Consider the following 16645-nt stretch of genomic DNA (forward strand, 5'->3'; position numbering starts at 1 on the left):
ATCTCTAGAGGCGGGTGGACAAGTCGTCCAGAGCCGCACGCAACTCAGTGAACTGGAAAGTGAAACCGGCCGCCAGCAAACGTTCCGGTACGGCCTTTTGGCCGCCCAACAACAACCCCGACAACTCGCCCAGCCCCACCTTCAACGCGAAGGCCGGCATGGGCATAAATGCCGGGCGATGCAACACTTGGCCCAGGGTCTTGGCGAACTCGCGGTTACGCACCGGGTGCGGCGCGCACGCATTATAAGGACCGTTGGCGTCTTGCTTGTGCAGAAGAAAATCAATCAGGGCAATTTGATCCTGGATATGCACCCACGGCATCCACTGGCGGCCATTGCCGATAGGCCCGCCCAGCCCCAGTTTGAACGGCAGCAGCAACCGCGACAAAAAGCCGCCCTCGGCAGCCAGTACCAGGCCAGTGCGCACCAGTACCACGCGGATGCCCAGGGCTTCGGCGCGCTGGGCGGTTTCTTCCCAGGCGATGCACAGCTGGCTGGGGAAGTCGTCCTGCACCGGGCCACTGGCTTCGGTCAATTCGCGCTCGCCGCCGTCGCCGTACCAACCCACCGCCGAACCGGACACCAGCACTGCCGGTTTCTGCTCAAGGCCTTCGAGCCAGGCCAGCAAGGTTTCGCTAAGACTGATGCGGCTGCTCCACAACAGCGCCTTGCGCTTGTGAGTCCAGGGGCGGTCGGCGATGGGCGCGCCGGCCAGGTTGACCACCGCGTCCACCGCGCCGATCACCTCTTCCAGGCGCGCAACGCCCAGTACTTGCGCGCCGCACAGCGACGCCACTTCCTCAGGATGACGGCTCCACACGGTCAGACGATGACCTTGGGCCAGCCAGTGTTGGCAGAGTTGGCGACCGATCAAGCCGGTACCGCCGGTCAGCAAAATATGCATGGGACGCTCCTCATGTAACGTTCGCCGCCGATCACTGGTCTATTTTATAAGCAGGGATCAATTCGAAGTCGGGCGTGGCGTAGGGTTAACCATAGGCCACGTCAACGGTTCAGGTACGCCAAAACTTATACCAAAAAACAATATTGTACAGCTATTGGTCTCGGCGTAGCCTGTACCCAACGGTAAATGAGGCCCACCATGACTCTACCCATCGCGATTATCGGTACCGGCATCGCCGGACTTTCCGCCGCCCGAGCGTTAAAAGAGGCCGGGCACCTTGTACAACTCTTCGATAAAAGCCGCGGCAGCGGCGGACGCATGTCCAGCAAACGCAGCGATGCCGGTGCGCTCGACATGGGCGCCCAGTACTTCACCGCCCGCGACCGGCGCTTCGCCACCGAGGTGCAACGCTGGCAGACGCAGGGCGTCGTCGATCAGTGGCAACCACAGCTTTATCAATTCAAGTCCGGCCAGCTCACGCCCTCGCCCGATGAGCAGGTGCGCTGGGTCGGTACACCGCGTATGAGTGCGATCACCCGCGCATTGCTGGATGATTTGCCGGTGCAATTCGGCTGCCGCATCACCGAGGTGTTCCAAGGCAAACATCACTGGAACCTGCAGGACGCCGACGGCGGCAATCACGGGCCGTTCAGCCATGTCATCATCGCCACGCCCGCACCCCAGGCCACTGCCCTGCTGGCAGCCGCGCCCAAACTGGCGGGCGTCGCCGCCGGTGTGAAAATGGACCCTACCTGGGCCGTGGCCCTGGCCTTCGACACCCCGCTGGACACCCCAATGGAGGGCTGCTTCGTACAGGACAGCCCCCTCGATTGGCTGGCGCGCAACCGCAGCAAGCCCGGGCGCGACACCACCCTCGACACCTGGGTGCTGCACGCCACCAGCGCGTGGAGCAAGGCTCATCTGGACCTGTCCAAAGAAGCAGTCACCGAATACCTGCACGGCGCGTTCGCCGAACTGCTGCACAGCGCCATGCCCGCGCCGTCGTTCAGCCTGGCGCATCGCTGGCTGTACGCGCGACCGTCCAGCGCCCATGAATTCGGCGTGCTCGCCGATGCCGACCTAGGCTTGTACGTATGCGGTGACTGGTGCTTGTCCGGCCGTGTGGAAGGCGCCTGGCTCAGCGGGCAAGAAGCAGCGCGACGGCTGATCGAGCATCTGCAATGAACCGCATCAACCCGGCCAAATTGCTGCTGTCGAAGTGGACAGCAGCACACCCCCAAAACAAGGAAAAGCATTTTCTGGTCACCGAACTGTTTCGTGACGAAGAAGGCACCGTGTTGGAAATCGAGCTGCAAGCGGTCATGACGCGCCGGGGTGAACGCCTGCCGTGGCAAACCCTGCAAGACGCCGAGGCGTGGAAAATCGGCTGGCAATAATCTCAGCGCAAAAACTTATACAAATGATTTGACTTGTACAGCATCAAACCTATGATGAGATTTAGTTGTACAGGCACTCTTGTTTGTATAGGAATTTTGCAGAGGTTTGCTCATGTCCAGCATCACCAAACCGAAGATCGCCATCAGCGCCTGCCTGCTGGGCGAGAACGTGCGCTTCAATGGCGGACATAAACAATCCCTGCTCTGTTGCCAGACCCTGGCCGACTATTTCGACTTTGTGCCGCTGTGCCCGGAAGTCGCCATCGGCCTGGGCATCCCCCGTGAACCGATCCGTCTGGTGGGCGACCCTGCCCAGCCGCAAGCCGTCGGCACGGTGAACCGTGCCCTCAACGTGACCCAGCCGCTGGACGATTACGGCCGGCAGATGGCGCGCGAGCATACCGACCTGTGCGGTTACATCTTTATGCAGAAGTCCCCGTCCTGTGGCCTGGAGCGGGTCAAGGTGTATCGCGAGAACGGCACACCGGTGGATGGCGGCGGTCGCGGCATCTATGCCCAGGCATTTTGCGCGCGCCACCCCAACTTGCCGGTGGAAGAAGACGGTCGCTTGAATGACCCGGTCCTGCGGGAAAACTTCCTCACCCGCGTATTCGTCTATGCCAGCTGGCAAGCACTGCTGGCCGAAGGTTTGAGCCGTCATCGCTTGCTGGCCTTTCATTCTCGGTACAAGTACTTGCTGATGGCTCACAGCCCGCAGCACTACAAAAGCCTCGGTCACCTGTTGGGCACGATGGATAAAAGTACCGAGCTGGATGAGCTGGCCAGCGTTTACTTCACTGAGTTGATGACCGGCCTGAAAAAATGCGCCACCCGCGGCACCCACAGCAATGTGCTGCAGCACATCAGCGGCTACCTGAAACAGGTGATCAGCGCCGACGACAAACAGGAAATGCAGACCGTCATCGGCCAATACCGCCACGGCATCGTGCCGCTGGTGGTGCCGCTGACGTTGCTCAAGCACCACTTTCGTCAACACCCGGACCGCTACATTGCGCAGCAGGCGTACTTGCAGCCGCACCCGGAAAATCTCAGCCTGCGAAATGCGATCTAACCCATGAAAAGCGTCATGAACGCCGTCCTCCAAGACGAACCCGGCGAAGACATCGCCCAAGCCCTTGAAGACGGCTGGCTGCCGATCCGTGAAGTGGCGCGCCAGACCGGCGTCAACGCCGTGACCCTGCGCGCCTGGGAACGCCGTTACGGTTTGATCGTGCCGCAGCGCACCCCCAAGGGGCATCGGCTCTTCAGTGCCGAGCATGTGCAACGTATCCACACCATCCTGACCTGGCTTAACCGCGGCGTGCCCGTCAGCCAGGTGAAAAACCTGATCGACTCCGCCCAGATCACCCCCGACAGCGTTGCCAACGAATGGCAGAGTCTGCGCCAGACATTGGTGCAGGCCATCAGCGACTTGGCCGAGCGCCGGGTCGACGATGCCTTTAACCAGGCCATGGCGCTATACCCGCCGCGCACCTTGTGCGAGCAACTGCTGCTACCGCTGATCCAGGAACTGGAGCAACGCTGGCAGGGCCAGTTCGGCGCGCAGATGGAGCGGGTGTTTTTCCTGTCGTGGCTGCGCAGCAAGTTTGGCGCGCGCATTTACCACAACAATCGGCAATTGCACGGTGCGCCGCTGCTGCTGATCAACCAGTCCGACTTGCCGCTGGAGCCGCATCTGTGGCTCAGCGCCTGGCTGGCCAGCAGCGCCGATTGCCCGGTGGAAGTGTTCGACTGGCCGCTGCCGGCCGGCGAATTGGCCCTGGCGGTGGAGCACCTCAAACCGCGCGCCGTGCTGCTGTATTCGAGCAAAGCCTTGCAACTGCCGGCCTTCGCCAAACTATTGGGCGGTGTTGATTGCCCGACACTGCTGGTCGGCCCCACGGTGAGCATTCATCAGGCCGAGCTGGCGTTATTGAGCCATGACCTTGCGGATCTGTCCCTCGCCGAAGACCCGTTGTCGGCCCACCAGCTTATGCTCCAGCGTGGACTCGTCTAAATGCACCTGATCTGGCTGCGCACCGACTTGCGCCTTCACGACAATACCGCCCTGGCCGCTGCGAGCCAGCGCGGCCCGCTGGCAGCGGTGTACCTGATCACGCCCGAACAATGGCTGGCCCACGATGACGCGCCGTGCAAAGTGGATTTCTGGCTGCGTAACCTGCGGCACTTGAGCCGGTCCCTGGGCGAACTCAACATCCCGTTGCTGATCCGCACCGCCGCCACCTGGGACCAGGCACCCGCCGTGCTCCGCCAATTGTGCGGCGAGTTGGGCGTGGCGTCGGTGCACGTCAACGAGGAATACGGCATTCATGAAAGCCGCCGAGATGCGGCGGTGGCCACGGCGCTGGAAGCCGATGGGGTGACCTTCCACAGCTACCTGGATCAATTGTTTTTTCAACCCGGCAGTGTGCTGACCAAAAGTGGCACGTATTTCCAGGTGTTCAGTCAGTTCCGCAAAGTCTGCTACACCCGTCTGCACAGCGCCCTGCCGAGCCTGGTGAGCACGCCCAAGGCACAGGCAAAACTGGCTATCAAAAGCGACGCCGTGCCAGCCACCGTGGACGGCTTCGAACCGCCGAGCGAACGCCTACGCGCCCTCTGGCCTGCCGGTGAAGACGAAGCCCGACGCCGCCTGGAAACCTTCGCCGATGCGCAGATCAGCTATTACAAGGACGAGCGCGATTTCCCGGCCAAACCCGGCACCAGCCAGTTGTCCGCCTACCTGGCCGCCGGCGTGGTCTCGCCGCGCCAATGCTTGCACGCGGCGCTGCAAACCAATCAGGGCGAATTCGAAAGCGGCGATATCGGCGCGATCACCTGGATCAACGAACTGCTGTGGCGTGAGTTCTACAAACACATTCTGGTGGGCTACCCCCGGGTGTCCCGTCACCGCGCCTTCCGCCCCGAAACCGAAGCCGTGGCCTGGCGCGATGCGCCCAAGGACCTGGCGGCCTGGCAAGAGGCGCGCACAGGTCTGCCGATCATCGACGCGGCGATGCGCCAGTTGCTTGAAACCGGCTGGATGCACAACCGCCTGCGCATGGTGGTGGCGATGTTCCTGACCAAGAACCTGTTGATCGATTGGCGCGAAGGCGAACGGTTCTTCATGCGCCATCTGATCGACGGCGACCTGGCCGCCAATAATGGCGGCTGGCAGTGGAGTTCTTCCACCGGCACCGACTCGGCGCCGTACTTCCGGATTTTCAGCCCGCTGAGCCAATCGGAAAAATTCGACAGCGAAGGCGTGTTCATCAAGCACTGGCTGCCGGAACTGGCCGGGCTGAATAAAAAGGAAGTCCACAACCCCGACGCCGTTGGCGGATTGTTTGGCGTGGCGGATTACCCGCGCGCCATTGTCGATTTGAAAAAATCCCGCGAGCGCGCCCTGGCGGCGTTTCGCAGTCTGCCGTCGCGCGAAGCGGTAGGAGGTGCCCATGAGTGATTTCCTGCGCCGTTTCGCCCAGACCTTCGCCACCCTGGACAAGCACAACCTGCACTTGCTCGACAGTCTGTACAGCAAGGACATCGCCTTCACCGATCCGCTGCACGAAGTGCACGGCTTGACCGCGCTGCACCGCTATTTCGAGTCGCTGTACGGCAACGTCAGCCAGTTACGCTTCGATTTCCACGGTTTCGATCAGGTCGCCGAGGGCGAAGGCTACCTGCGCTGGAAAATGAGCTTCTGCCACCCGCGCCTGGCCAATGGCAAGGTCATCCGCGTGGAAGGCTGCTCACACCTGATGTGGCGTGAAACGGTGTACCGCCATCGGGATTATTTCGATGCCGGCGCGCTGCTGTACGAACACCTGCCCGTGTTGGGCAAAGTGATCAGTTGGCTGAAAAGGAGAGTGGGATGAACGCAGTGACGCCCCGTCGTTATTGGCTGACTGGCGCCAGCAGTGGCATCGGCGCCGCGCTGGCCGTGGAGCTGCTCAACAGCGGCGCCCAGGTGGCCTTGAGCTCGCGCACCAAAGAGCCGCTGGAGGCGTTGGCGCAGCGTTACCCTGGCCAAGTGCTGGTGGTGGCCGGCGACCTGACCAACAGCCAGACTGTGCGCGAAATCGGCGAGCACATCGCTCAGGTGTGGGGTGCGCTGGACACAGTGATCCTCAACGCCGGCACGTGCGAATACGTGGACGCCCGCCAGTTCGACTCATCGATCATCGAGCACGTCGTGCGCACCAACCTGCTGGCCAGCAGTTATTGCATCGAAGCCGCCCTGCCGTTGCTGCGCGCCGGGCTCACGCCGCACCTGGTGGGCGTCGCCAGCGCCGTGACTTACCTGCCAATGCCACGTGCCGAGGCGTACGGTGCGTCCAAGGCCGGCCTGCGCTACTTGTTCGAATCGCTGCGCATCAGCCTGTCGCCGGAGAACATCGACGTTACCGTGATCAGCCCAGGCTTTGTCGACACGCCCCTGACCGAACGCAACGACTTCCCGATGCCCCTGAGCTGGCCCGCCGACAAAGCCGCGCGGCATATCTTCGCCAAGCTGAGCAAGCGTCCGTTGGAGATCGCCTTCCCCGCGCTGTTTATCGCCACCTTGTGGCCCTTGTCGAAACTGCCCAACCGCGCGCAATTGATCATCGGCAAACGCATGTTGCGCAGCCCACCGCCGAAAAAGGACGACCTGTGAAGATCGCCATTATCGGCAGCGGTATCGCTGGGCTGACCAGCGCCTATCTGCTCAGCCGCCGCCACGACATCACCCTGTTCGAAGCGGGCGACCGCATCGGCGGGCATACCCATACGGTCAACGTGACGGTGGAGGGCCAACCCTACGCGGTGGACACCGGTTTTATCGTGTTCAACGACTGGACCTACCCCAACTTCATTCGGTTACTGGGGCAGATCGGCGTGGCGTTCAAACCCACCGAGATGAGTTTTTCGGTGTGCGACGAGCGCACCCGGTTCGAGTACAACGGCAACAACCTCAACAGCCTGTTCGCCCAGCGCCGCAATATCCTTTCGCCAGGCTTCTGGGGCATGTTGCGCGACATCCTGCGCTTCAACCGCCAGGCTCCGCTGGATCTGCAAGAACAACGGATCAGCGCCGATATGACCCTGGGCGACTACCTCACTGCCGGCGGTTACGGTGAGCGCTTCGTGCGTCACTACATCGTGCCGATGGGGGCAGCGATCTGGTCGATGTCACTGGCGGACATGTTGGGGTTTCCGTTGCAGTTCTTTGTACGGTTCTTCAAGAACCACGGCTTGTTGTCGGTGAACAATCGCCCGCAATGGTGCGTGATCGAAGGCGGCTCCAGTGCTTATATCGAACCGCTGACGCGCGGTTTTCGTGAGCGGATCCGCCTGAGCTGCCCTGTGCATAAAGTCGAACGCAACGAGGACGGTGTGGTTATCCACAGCGCGTCCGGTAGCGAGACGTTCGACCGAGTGGTGTTCGCCTGCCATAGCGATCAAGCCCTGGCGTTACTCGGCGACCCGAGCCAGGCCGAGCAGGAAATCCTCGGCGCCCTGCCCTACGCCGACAACGACGTAGTGCTGCACACCGACACACGCCTGCTGCCCGACCGCAGGCTGGCCTGGGCCAGTTGGAACTACCGGCTGACCGGCGACAGTCAGGCCCAGGCCGCCGTGACCTATGACATGAACATCCTGCAAGGCATCGACAGTGCCACGACCTTTTGCGTGAGCCTCAACCAGACGGCGGTGATCAACCCGCTGAAGATCCTCGCGCGCTTTACCTACGCCCACCCGCAATACAGCCTGGCCGCCGTCGCCGCCCAGCAGCGCTGGGAAGAATTGAACGGCGCCCGACATACCCATTATTGCGGTGCCTATTGGGCCAACGGGTTCCACGAAGACGGCGTGGTCAGCGCCCTGCGCGTGGCGCAAACCTTCGGAGAGACCCTGTGAACAGCGCCCTGTACAGCGGCTGGATTGCCCACCGCCGGTTTGCGCCCAAGGCTCATGCCTTTCGCTACCGCATCGGCCTGCTGTACCTGGATTTGAGCGAAGAAGACCAAGTGCTCGGGCTCTCGCCCCTGGCCGGGCGTAGCCGCCTGGCGCCCTTCGGTTTTCGCCAGCAGGACTACCTGCGTGAGTTGACCGGCCACGGCATGAGCCTGAGCGATGCCGTGCGCCAGGAAGTCGGCAAGGCGCTGGGGCGCACACCCCAGGGCGTTATCTGCCTACTGACCCAGGCCCGCAGTTGGGGCCTGGCTTTTAATCCGGTGAGTTTCTTCTACTGTTTCGAGGCCGATGGGCAACTGGCCGCGATCCTGTGTGAAGTGACCAACACCCCTTGGCGCGAACGCTACCACTACGTGCTGCCGGCCCAGGCCCTGGGCGCGGACGAGCACCAGCATTTCGCCGTGGCCAAGGCGTTCCATGTGTCGCCGTTCCTGCCGCGAGACCTGGAATACCGCATGAGCTTCAGCCCGCCCGCCGAGCGGCTCGGCGTACATATGGCCGACTGGCAGGGCGAGCTGAAAGTCTTCGACGCCACCCTGAGCCTGCACAAAGAGGCGCTGACCCGCGCCAGTCTGCACCGCTACCTGGGACGTTTTCCGTGGATGACCGCCAAGACCTGCCTGGCCATTTACTGGCAGGCCCTGCGCCTGTTGCTCAAACGCACACCGATTTTCTCCCACCGGGCCGCCGATGGCGCCTCTCGCACCGCCGTCGGGTATACCAAGGAACATCGCCATGAAATCCCCTAGCTTATCGGTCAAGGCCAGCCGCCTGAACGTCAACGGCATGACCACCGCGCTGCTGCGCAAGGGTGTGCTGCGTCAACTCAGCCAATTGCGCCATGGCCAGTTGGTGGTGATTGAGGACGGTGAACGCCAAGTGTTCGGCGCACGGGAAGCGCACCTGTTGGGGGAAATCCAGATCGTCGATCCGGCCGTGTGGGGCCTGGTGGCGGCCAACGGTTCGATCGGCGCCGGCGAAGCGTTTATCCATGGCTACTGGACCAGCCCGGACCTGACCGCCGTGGTGCGGGTGATGGTCAGCAACCTGGACGTACTCGACGCGCTGGAAGGTGGCCTGGCCCGCCTCGCCCGCCCGCTGACTCAGAGCCTGCATTGGCTCAATCGCAACACGCGCGAGGGCTCGCAAAAAAACATCGCTGCCCACTACGACCTGGGCAATGAGCTGTTCGAACAATTCCTCGACCCGACCATGATGTACTCGGCGGCGCAATTTCTGACGGCCGACGACACCCTGGAACAGGCGCAACTGAACAAACTGGAGCGTATCTGCCAGAAGCTTGCCCTCAAACCCAGCGACCATTTGCTGGAGATCGGCACCGGCTGGGGCAGCATGGCGCTGTATGCCGCGCAGCACTATGGCTGCAAGGTCACCACCACGACCCTGTCCAAGGAACAATTCGCGTACACCGAACAACGCATCCAGGCGTTGGGCCTGCAAGATCAGGTCACCCTGCTGCTAAGGGATTATCGCGATCTCACGGGCGAGTACGACAAACTGGTGTCCATCGAGATGATCGAGGCTGTGGGTCATCGCTTTCTGCCCACCTACTTCAAGCAATGTGCACAGTTGCTCAAGCGCGACGGTCTGATGTTGCTGCAAGCCATCACCATCCGCGAACAGCGTTTCGAGCAAGCCAAACGCAGCGTGGATTTTATCCAGCGCTACATCTTCCCCGGCGGCGCCCTGCCCTCGGTGCAGAACATGCTGCAGATCGTCAGCCGCGACACCGATATGAACTTGCTGCACATGGAAGACTTCGGTCTGCACTACGCAAAAACCCTGCGCCTGTGGCACGAGAATTTTCGCCGCGCCCATGGCCGCCTGACAGAACTGGGCTACGACGAGTACTTCCTGCGGCTGTGGGAGTTCTACCTGTGCTACTGCGAAGGTGGCTTTATGGAGCGCACCATCGGCACCGCTCAGTTGCTGCTGGCCAAACCGGCGGCGATCAACCCTCCGCTGCTCGGCCGTTTCAATGCTTAAAAACCTGGCCAACGCCGCGCTGTTCCAGTGCGGCTGGTTTGCCTGCGTGCTGGGCGGCGACGGCCCCTGGTTGCTGATTGGCGTGGCGGTGCTGGCCGTTCATCTGCTGTGGATAAGTTCTTGGGCCAAGGATGGCGCGCTGATCATTGGCGTGACCGTGGCGGGTACGCTGCTGGACACATTACTGCGAGCGCTGGGTGTGTTTCAGTTCAGCGAACCAGGGCCCTTGATCCCGTTTTGGCTGATGCTGCTGTGGGCGCTGCTGGCCACCACGTTGCGTCATTGCCTGGCATGGAGCGCACGGCCCTGGTGGCGAGCCGCCGTATTAGGCGCAGTCGGCGGGCCGCTGTCGTATTACGCCGGCAGCCAGTTGGCAGGCGTGGAATTCGGCTTTGACGTGGCGCCCACGCTGATCGGGCTGGCGCTGCTGTGGGCCGTGGTTTTTGTCGGGCTGCATCGATTGGCACGCTGACGTCTGTCAGACCTTTCACACCCGAGACTCGCCCATGCCTTACACTGCGCGCCTATGACCAACATCCCCCACATCCAAATCGCTGACCCCGCCGTCACCTGCTCTACGTGTGCGGCGTGCTGCTGCCAGCTGGAAGTCATGCTGATTACCGACACGGGCGTACCTGAGCGCTATATCGACACAGACGATTGGGGCGGTGAAGTGATGCTGCGCCTGGACGACGGCTGGTGTGCGGCGCTGGATCGGGACACGATGATGTGTACGATTTACGAGCGGCGCCCGCTGATTTGTCGGGAATTCGAGATGGGCGCACCGGAGTGCCTGGAAGAACGCCAAGGGATTGCGACGGCGTATATCTGATCGCAATGCGGGAGGGCACAAGCCGCCCCCGCAGCGTTTTGCGATGCGGGTGATTACAACGGCATGGTGTAGTGCAGCGAGTAACTCTCTACCCCATCGTTGTTACTGCTGATACCGGCGTTGGAATAATGGGTGGCGCGGATGCCCACTTCATGCCCACCGGTAAAGCGCAGGCCGAAACCCAAACGGTCTTCGAACTGAAAAGCCTGGCCGATGTTGTTGTCTTCCAGCTTGGTACGGGAGAACACCGCAACGCCGATGCCGGCCTCGATGTACGGTTTGACCGATTGCCCGGCAAATTCGTACACAAACACCGGTGAGAACGACAGACTGCTGGCGCCTGCGCGGTCATCACCTTCCCAGTACGTGTAAGCACCGCTCCAGTAACCGGTCAGGCGACCTACATCGCTTTGCATCCAACTCTTATCCCAATCCGAAGTCAGCCCCAGGCGGTAAGTCAACGTCGAATCGCTGGTGGACCCCAGACCGAATTCGAGGCCGGCGGCCTGCGCCGAAAACGAGTGTCCTACAACGGCGGCCGCAATCGCAGCCAAACAGAACAAGCGCTTCATTAAACGTTCCTTCCGAACAAGTTTGTATGGTGTTTTGTACAAGCAATCTCGCTATAGAAGCCTGCGCAGAGCCAGAAGTTCAGCTTCTAATCACGAAATTTCACGAAATTTTCACGAGCCGAAGCTTCGCACAATTCCGGGATGTTTCCATAGTGTCGGTAGGATATTTCCTAGGTGAGACAGATCGCCGCTGGTCCAGAACTGCGCGGGAGCAGGTTTGCCGTCGGCCAACAGGTCGCGCTCGCCCAATAAGCGCTTGAGCTGCCGTGCCACTGCGGCGCCAGTATCGATGAGGATGACGCTCGGCGGCAGCATTTGCGCCAGCATCGGTTTAAGGAAGGGGTAGTGGGTGCAACCGAGGATGATGGTGTCGCAACCGGCACTGAGCAGGGGGTCGACGTAGCCCTGTAACAACTGGCGCAGGGCCGGGCTGCTCAGATCGCCGGTTTCAATCAGCTCAACCAGGCCTGGGCATGGCTGGGTAACTACGCGCACGTCAGTGGCAAAACGGTCGAGCAGCGCCGCGAACTTGGCACTTTGCAGGGTGCCGGTGGTGGCGAGCACGCCGACCACACCACTGCGGGTCGCGGCGGCAGCGGGTTTGACGGCGGGCTCCATGCCCACCAGCGGCCAATCGGGGTAGTCCAGACGCAGGTCGGCGACGGCGGCCACCGTCGCCGTGTTGCAGGCAATTACAAACGCCTTGGCGCCCTGCCCGTGGAAAAACGCCGCCACCCGCCGCGAACGCTCGCGAATAAAGGCCGGAGTTTTCTCGCCATAAGGGATATGCCCGCAATCGGCAACGTAGAGTAGCGACTCGTGGGGCAGCAGTTGCTGGATTTCCTCCAGCACCGACAGGCCACCGACACCGGAATCGAACACACCGATCGGCGCATCCTTACCCATGGCGAGTCCCGCAGACACTGCAGCCAGGGTCGCGCTTGACCCGCAGCTCGCGGAAACGCGTGGTCAAGGCATCGATCAGCAATAAACGCCCGACCAACGGCTCGCCAAAACCGGCCAACACCTTCAGGGCCTCCAAGGCTTGAAGGCTGCCGACCAAGCCCACCAGCGGCCCGACGACACCGGCTTCGCTGCAGCTCAATTCGGCGTCGCTGCCGTGCCCATATAAACAGTGGTAGCACGGGCTGTCGGCGCGACGGGGGTCAAACACCGACAGTTGCCCTTCCAGGCGAATCGCCGCGCCGCTGATCAACGGCTTCGCGGCGCCGACACAGGCGGCATTGACCGCCTCGCGGGTAGAGAAGTTGTCACTGCAATCGAGCACCACATCCACTTGAGCCACGGCAGCGGCCAGCGAATCGGCATCCAGCGCGGTGCGATGGGGCACCAGTTGGATGTCGGGGTTGATCGCGCGCAAGCGACGCATGGCCGAGTCGACTTTGGTCTGCCCGACACTGTCAGTGTCATGGATGATCTGGCGTTGCAGGTTGGTCAGGTCGACCGTGTCGAAATCCGCCAAATGCAACTGGCCAACGCCCGCAGCGGCCAGGTACAGCGCTACCGGCGCGCCCAGACCGCCAAGGCCGACAATCAGGGCACGGCCGTTTTTGAGGCGCAATTGCCCGTCAATGTCGACATGCTGCAACAGAATCTGTCGGCTATAGCGCAACAGCTCCTGATCGGTCAGCACGGCCGGCGCCCTAAGGTGATACGTTCGTGCCCGCCAAGGTCGACGCGGCTGTGCACTTGCTCAAAACCTTGGCTCTGCAAAAGGTCGCGTACCGCAGGGGCTTGATCGTAACCGTGCTCCAACAGCAACCAGCCACCCGCATTCAGGTGGGCGGGCGCGTCCTGGATGATCAGCCGCAGGTCATCCAAACCATCATGGCCCGCCACCAGGGCGCTGGCGGGCTCGAAACGCACGTCGCCGGCCACCAGATGCGGATCGTTGTCGGCGATATACGGCGGGTTGCTAATGATCAGATCGTAGGAGTGCCCGTGCAGGGCGCTGAACCAATGGCTGTTGAGTACCGTGGCGTTATTCAAGTGCAGACGCTGGCGATTGCGCTCGGCCAGGGCCACCGCTTCCAGCACACGGTCGACCGCAGTCACTTGCCAGGCCGGGCGCTCGCTGGCCAAGGCCAGGGCAATCGCGCCGCTGCCAGTGCCCAGGTCAAGCACGCGGGCAGGCGTGGCCGGCAATAATTCCAGCGCCGCTTCCACCAGCATTTCGGTCTCGGGACGCGGGATCAGCGTGTGCGGCGCCACTTCAAGGTCGAGTTTCCAGAAACCCTGCTGGCCGAGAATATAGGCCACCGGCTCGCCCGCGCGGCGGCGTTGCAGGTAGCCAGCAAACGTCAGCGCGTCTTCGCTGCTGACGATTTTTTCCGGCCAGGTGTGCAGATAGCTGCGCGATTTGCCCAGGGCCGCAGCCAGTAACAATTCGGCGTCCAGGCGCGCGGTGGGCGAATCCGGCAGGTCGGCGGCGCGCAACAGGCTGGCGATGATGGTCATTTATTCACCTATGGCCGCCAATTGATCGGCCTGGTATTCGGCGAGCAACGGCTCGATCACCGCTTCAACGCCGCCGGCGAGGATTTCGTCCAGGGAATACAGGGTGAGGTTGATCCGGTGATCGGTCACTCGGCCCTGGGCGAAGTTGTACGTGCGAATGCGCTCGGAGCGGTCGCCCGAGCCCACCAGCAGCTTGCGCTCAGTGGCGATCGCATTGGCGGCGGCGCTGGTCTGCTGGTCGTTGAGCTTGGCCGACAGCCAGGACATGGCACGCGCCCGGTTCTTGTGCTGGGAGCGCTCTTCCTGGCACTCCACCACGATACCCGACGGCAAGTGGGTGATACGGATGGCCGAGTCGGTCTTGTTGACGTGCTGGCCGCCGGCACCGGACGAACGATAGGTATCGATGCGCAAGTCGGCCGGGTTGATCTCGATGGCTTCCTGTTCATCCGGCTCGGGCAGCACCGCGACGGTGCAGGCCGAGGTGTGGATGCGGCCCTGAGACTCGGTGGCCGGCACCCGTTGCACACGGTGCGCGCCGGACTCGAACTTCAGCTTGCCGTAGACATTGTCACCTTCGACACGGGCGATGACTTCTTTATAGCCACCGTGTTCGCCTTCGTTCTCGGACAGAATCTCCACACGCCAGCCGCGACGCTCAGCGTAGCGCGAGTACATACGGAACAGGTCGCCGGAGAAGATCGCCGCCTCGTCGCCACCGGTGCCGGCGCGGATTTCGAGGAACACGTTGCGTCCGTCGTTGGGGTCCTTGGGCAGCAGCATGCGTTGCAGGTCGCCTTCCAGCTCGGCGAGTTTTTCCTTGGCCTCGCGGACTTCTTCCACGGCCATTTCACGCATGTCCGGGTCGCTGTCCTTGAGCAGTGCCTGGGCGCCTTCAAGGTCGGCCTGTACTTTCAGCAAATTCTTATAGGTGGCGACCACGGGCTCAACTTCGGCGTATTCCTTGGAATAGGCACGGAATTTGGCCTGATCGGCGATGACCTCGCCATCGCCGAGCAAGGCGGTCAGTTCTTCGAAACGGTCCTGGAGCACGTCCAGTTTATTGAGCAGTGACGCTTTCATTGCAGTTTTTTATCCGAAGAGCTGTCTGACGCGCCCTCTCCGAGGGCAAAAAGTTCCTGGGCCATGGCCAGCGCATCGAGGCGGCCTTCGGCGGTCAATTTTTTAAGTTGCACACTGGGCGCATGCAGCAATTTGTTGGTCAGGCCACGCGCCAACTGCATCAATACCTCTTCGGCACTGCCGCCGTTGGCCAGCGAGCGCTGGGCCTTGAGCAATTCTTCGTCGCGCAGGCGTTCACCTTGCTGACGATACGCCTTGAGCACGTCCACCGCCGCCAGTTCACGCAAGCGCACCATGAAATCTTCGGCGCCGGTGCTGACCATTTCCTCGGCGGCCTGGGCTGCGCCCTGACGAGTCTTGAGGTTTTCGGCAACCACTTCGTGCAGATCGTCGACGCTGTACAGATAAACATCGTCCAACTCGCCGACTTCGGGCTCGATATCCCGAGGAACGGCGATATCCACCATGAAAATCGGCTTGTGCTTGCGCAGCTTCAGCGCGCTTTCAACCGCGCCTTTGCCCAGGATCGGCAACTGACTGGCGGTGGAGCTGATAACGATATCGCTGCGCACCAGTTCGGCTGGAATATCCGCCAGCAGCACCGCATGGGCGCCGAACTGTTCGGCCAGGATACTGGCGCGCTCCAGGGTACGGTTGGCCACCACGATACGCTTGACCCCAAGGTCGTGCAGGTGGCGCGCGACCAGAGTAATGGTTTCCCCGGCGCCGATCAGCAGCGCCTGGCTGCGCTGCAGATCACTGAAAATCTGCTTGGCCAGGCTGACGGCCGCGAACGCCACGGACACCGGGTTTTCGCCGATCGCCGTATCGGTGCGCACCTGCTTGGCGGAGTTGAACGTGGCCTGAAACAGCCGACCCAGCAACGGACCGACGGTGCCGGCTTCGCGCGCCACGGCGTAGGCGGATTTCATCTGACCCAGGATCTGCGGCTCGCCCAACACCAGCGAATCGAGACCGGCCGCCACACGCATCATGTGACGAACTGCCGCATCCTCTTCATGCACATAAGCGCTGGCGCGCAGCTCGTCGAGGCTCAAATGGTGATAATCGGCCAGCCAGCGCAGGATGACATCCGCAGAGAGATGTTCCTGTTCTATATAAAGCTCACTGCGATTGCAGGTCGAAAGGATCGCAGCTTCGCGACTGTCGGTGAGCCGGCAGAGCTGCTGCAAGGCCTCAACCAACTGCTCAGGCGTAAACGCCACGCGCTCGCGCACGTCTACAGAGGCAGTCTTGTGGTTAATACCGAGTGCGAGGAAGGCCATTCAATATCGCTGATGATGTCGGGAAGCCGGCGATTGTCCTACTTCGAAAGATTCAGAACAACCACCGTCGTCTATTGTCCCTATACCTTGTGCCTATAAAAGACACGCACTGAGACTCGGTTATGTTT

19 protein-coding genes are annotated in these 16645 nt (G+C 61.8%); 12 read left to right on the forward strand and 7 right to left on the reverse strand.

All coding sequences use genetic code 11. From position 1 onward, the window contains the following. Positions 1-4 precede the first annotated feature (4 nt). Positions 5-904 (reverse strand): TIGR01777 family oxidoreductase, encoded by a 900-nt coding sequence (locus tag FIV35_RS25085; RefSeq protein WP_034136809.1) that lies wholly within the window; start codon positions 902-904, stop codon positions 5-7. A gap of 198 nt (positions 905-1102) precedes the next feature. Here FIV35_RS25085 and FIV35_RS25090 point away from each other — a divergent pair, with 198 nt between their 5' ends. From FIV35_RS25090 to FIV35_RS25145, 12 genes are all read left to right on the forward strand, one after another. After that, positions 1103-2089 carry an NAD(P)/FAD-dependent oxidoreductase gene (locus FIV35_RS25090; protein ID WP_034095801.1) on the forward strand — a complete coding sequence of 329 codons (987 nt, stop codon included), beginning with the start codon at positions 1103-1105 and terminating at the stop codon, positions 2087-2089. After that, the gene (locus tag FIV35_RS25095) at positions 2086-2301 is read left to right on the forward strand and encodes a TIGR02450 family Trp-rich protein (RefSeq protein WP_034136808.1); all 216 of its coding nucleotides are present in this window, start codon (positions 2086-2088) and stop codon (positions 2299-2301) included. The genes FIV35_RS25090 and FIV35_RS25095 overlap by 4 nt, the downstream gene beginning before the upstream one ends. A gap of 112 nt (positions 2302-2413) precedes the next feature. Beyond that, positions 2414-3373, forward strand: a complete 960-nt coding sequence (locus FIV35_RS25100) for a YbgA family protein (protein ID WP_034095799.1) — start codon at positions 2414-2416, stop codon at positions 3371-3373. Between the two features lie 15 nt (positions 3374-3388). Beyond that, entirely contained in the window at positions 3389-4318 is a 930-nt protein-coding gene (locus FIV35_RS25105; RefSeq protein WP_034111698.1) for a MerR family transcriptional regulator, read from the forward strand. Beyond that, on the forward strand, positions 4319-5764 hold the full coding sequence (phrB, locus tag FIV35_RS25110) for a deoxyribodipyrimidine photo-lyase (protein ID WP_034136807.1): 1446 nt from the start codon (positions 4319-4321) through the stop codon (positions 5762-5764). Continuing rightward, positions 5757-6179 (forward strand): nuclear transport factor 2 family protein, encoded by a 423-nt coding sequence (locus tag FIV35_RS25115; protein ID WP_034136806.1) that lies wholly within the window; start codon positions 5757-5759, stop codon positions 6177-6179. The genes phrB and FIV35_RS25115 overlap by 8 nt, the downstream gene beginning before the upstream one ends. Then, positions 6176-6958: an SDR family NAD(P)-dependent oxidoreductase gene (locus FIV35_RS25120; protein ID WP_034095795.1), complete on the forward strand. Its 783-nt coding sequence runs from the start codon at positions 6176-6178 to the stop codon at positions 6956-6958. The genes FIV35_RS25115 and FIV35_RS25120 overlap by 4 nt, the downstream gene beginning before the upstream one ends. Continuing rightward, entirely contained in the window at positions 6955-8202 is a 1248-nt protein-coding gene (locus FIV35_RS25125; RefSeq protein WP_034136805.1) for an NAD(P)/FAD-dependent oxidoreductase, read from the forward strand. The genes FIV35_RS25120 and FIV35_RS25125 overlap by 4 nt, the downstream gene beginning before the upstream one ends. Beyond that, the gene (locus tag FIV35_RS25130; protein WP_034095793.1) at positions 8199-9008 is read left to right on the forward strand and encodes a DUF1365 domain-containing protein; all 810 of its coding nucleotides are present in this window, start codon (positions 8199-8201) and stop codon (positions 9006-9008) included. The genes FIV35_RS25125 and FIV35_RS25130 overlap by 4 nt, the downstream gene beginning before the upstream one ends. Further along, positions 8995-10266: an SAM-dependent methyltransferase gene (locus FIV35_RS25135; RefSeq protein ID WP_034136804.1), complete on the forward strand. Its 1272-nt coding sequence runs from the start codon at positions 8995-8997 to the stop codon at positions 10264-10266. Before FIV35_RS25130 ends, FIV35_RS25135 begins: the two co-directional genes overlap by 14 nt. Beyond that, entirely contained in the window at positions 10259-10738 is a 480-nt protein-coding gene (locus FIV35_RS25140; RefSeq protein WP_034095791.1) for a DUF2878 domain-containing protein, read from the forward strand. Before FIV35_RS25135 ends, FIV35_RS25140 begins: the two co-directional genes overlap by 8 nt. Positions 10739-10792: 54 nt before the next feature. Continuing rightward, the gene (locus tag FIV35_RS25145) at positions 10793-11098 is read left to right on the forward strand and encodes a YkgJ family cysteine cluster protein (RefSeq protein ID WP_034136803.1); all 306 of its coding nucleotides are present in this window, start codon (positions 10793-10795) and stop codon (positions 11096-11098) included. Positions 11099-11151: 53 nt separating this feature from the next. Here FIV35_RS25145 and FIV35_RS25150 read toward each other — a convergent pair whose 3' ends face one another. The 6 genes from FIV35_RS25150 to hemA form a co-directional block, all read right to left on the reverse strand. Next, on the reverse strand, positions 11152-11670 hold the full coding sequence (locus tag FIV35_RS25150) for an acyloxyacyl hydrolase (protein ID WP_034136802.1): 519 nt from the start codon (positions 11668-11670) through the stop codon (positions 11152-11154). 111 nt (positions 11671-11781) lie between these two features. Further along, positions 11782-12576, reverse strand: coding sequence for a glutamate racemase (murI, locus tag FIV35_RS25155; protein ID WP_034136801.1), 795 nt, complete (start codon positions 12574-12576; stop codon positions 11782-11784). After that, complete coding sequence (locus tag FIV35_RS25160; protein WP_034136800.1) at positions 12569-13324, reverse strand: molybdopterin-synthase adenylyltransferase MoeB; 756 nt, start codon at positions 13322-13324, stop codon at positions 12569-12571. The genes murI and FIV35_RS25160 overlap by 8 nt, the downstream gene beginning before the upstream one ends. Beyond that, positions 13318-14148, reverse strand: coding sequence for a peptide chain release factor N(5)-glutamine methyltransferase (gene prmC, locus FIV35_RS25165; protein ID WP_034095787.1), 831 nt, complete (start codon positions 14146-14148; stop codon positions 13318-13320). The genes FIV35_RS25160 and prmC overlap by 7 nt, the downstream gene beginning before the upstream one ends. Then, positions 14149-15231, reverse strand: a complete 1083-nt coding sequence (gene prfA / locus FIV35_RS25170; RefSeq protein ID WP_034136799.1) for a peptide chain release factor 1 — start codon at positions 15229-15231, stop codon at positions 14149-14151. Then, the gene (gene hemA, locus FIV35_RS25175; RefSeq protein ID WP_034136798.1) at positions 15228-16517 is read right to left on the reverse strand and encodes a glutamyl-tRNA reductase; all 1290 of its coding nucleotides are present in this window, start codon (positions 16515-16517) and stop codon (positions 15228-15230) included. The genes prfA and hemA overlap by 4 nt, the downstream gene beginning before the upstream one ends. Positions 16518-16645: the final 128 nt, after the last annotated feature.

The sequence above is a fragment of the Pseudomonas rhodesiae genome (assembly GCF_007858255.1).
Classification (GTDB): domain Bacteria; phylum Pseudomonadota; class Gammaproteobacteria; order Pseudomonadales; family Pseudomonadaceae; genus Aquipseudomonas; species Aquipseudomonas rhodesiae.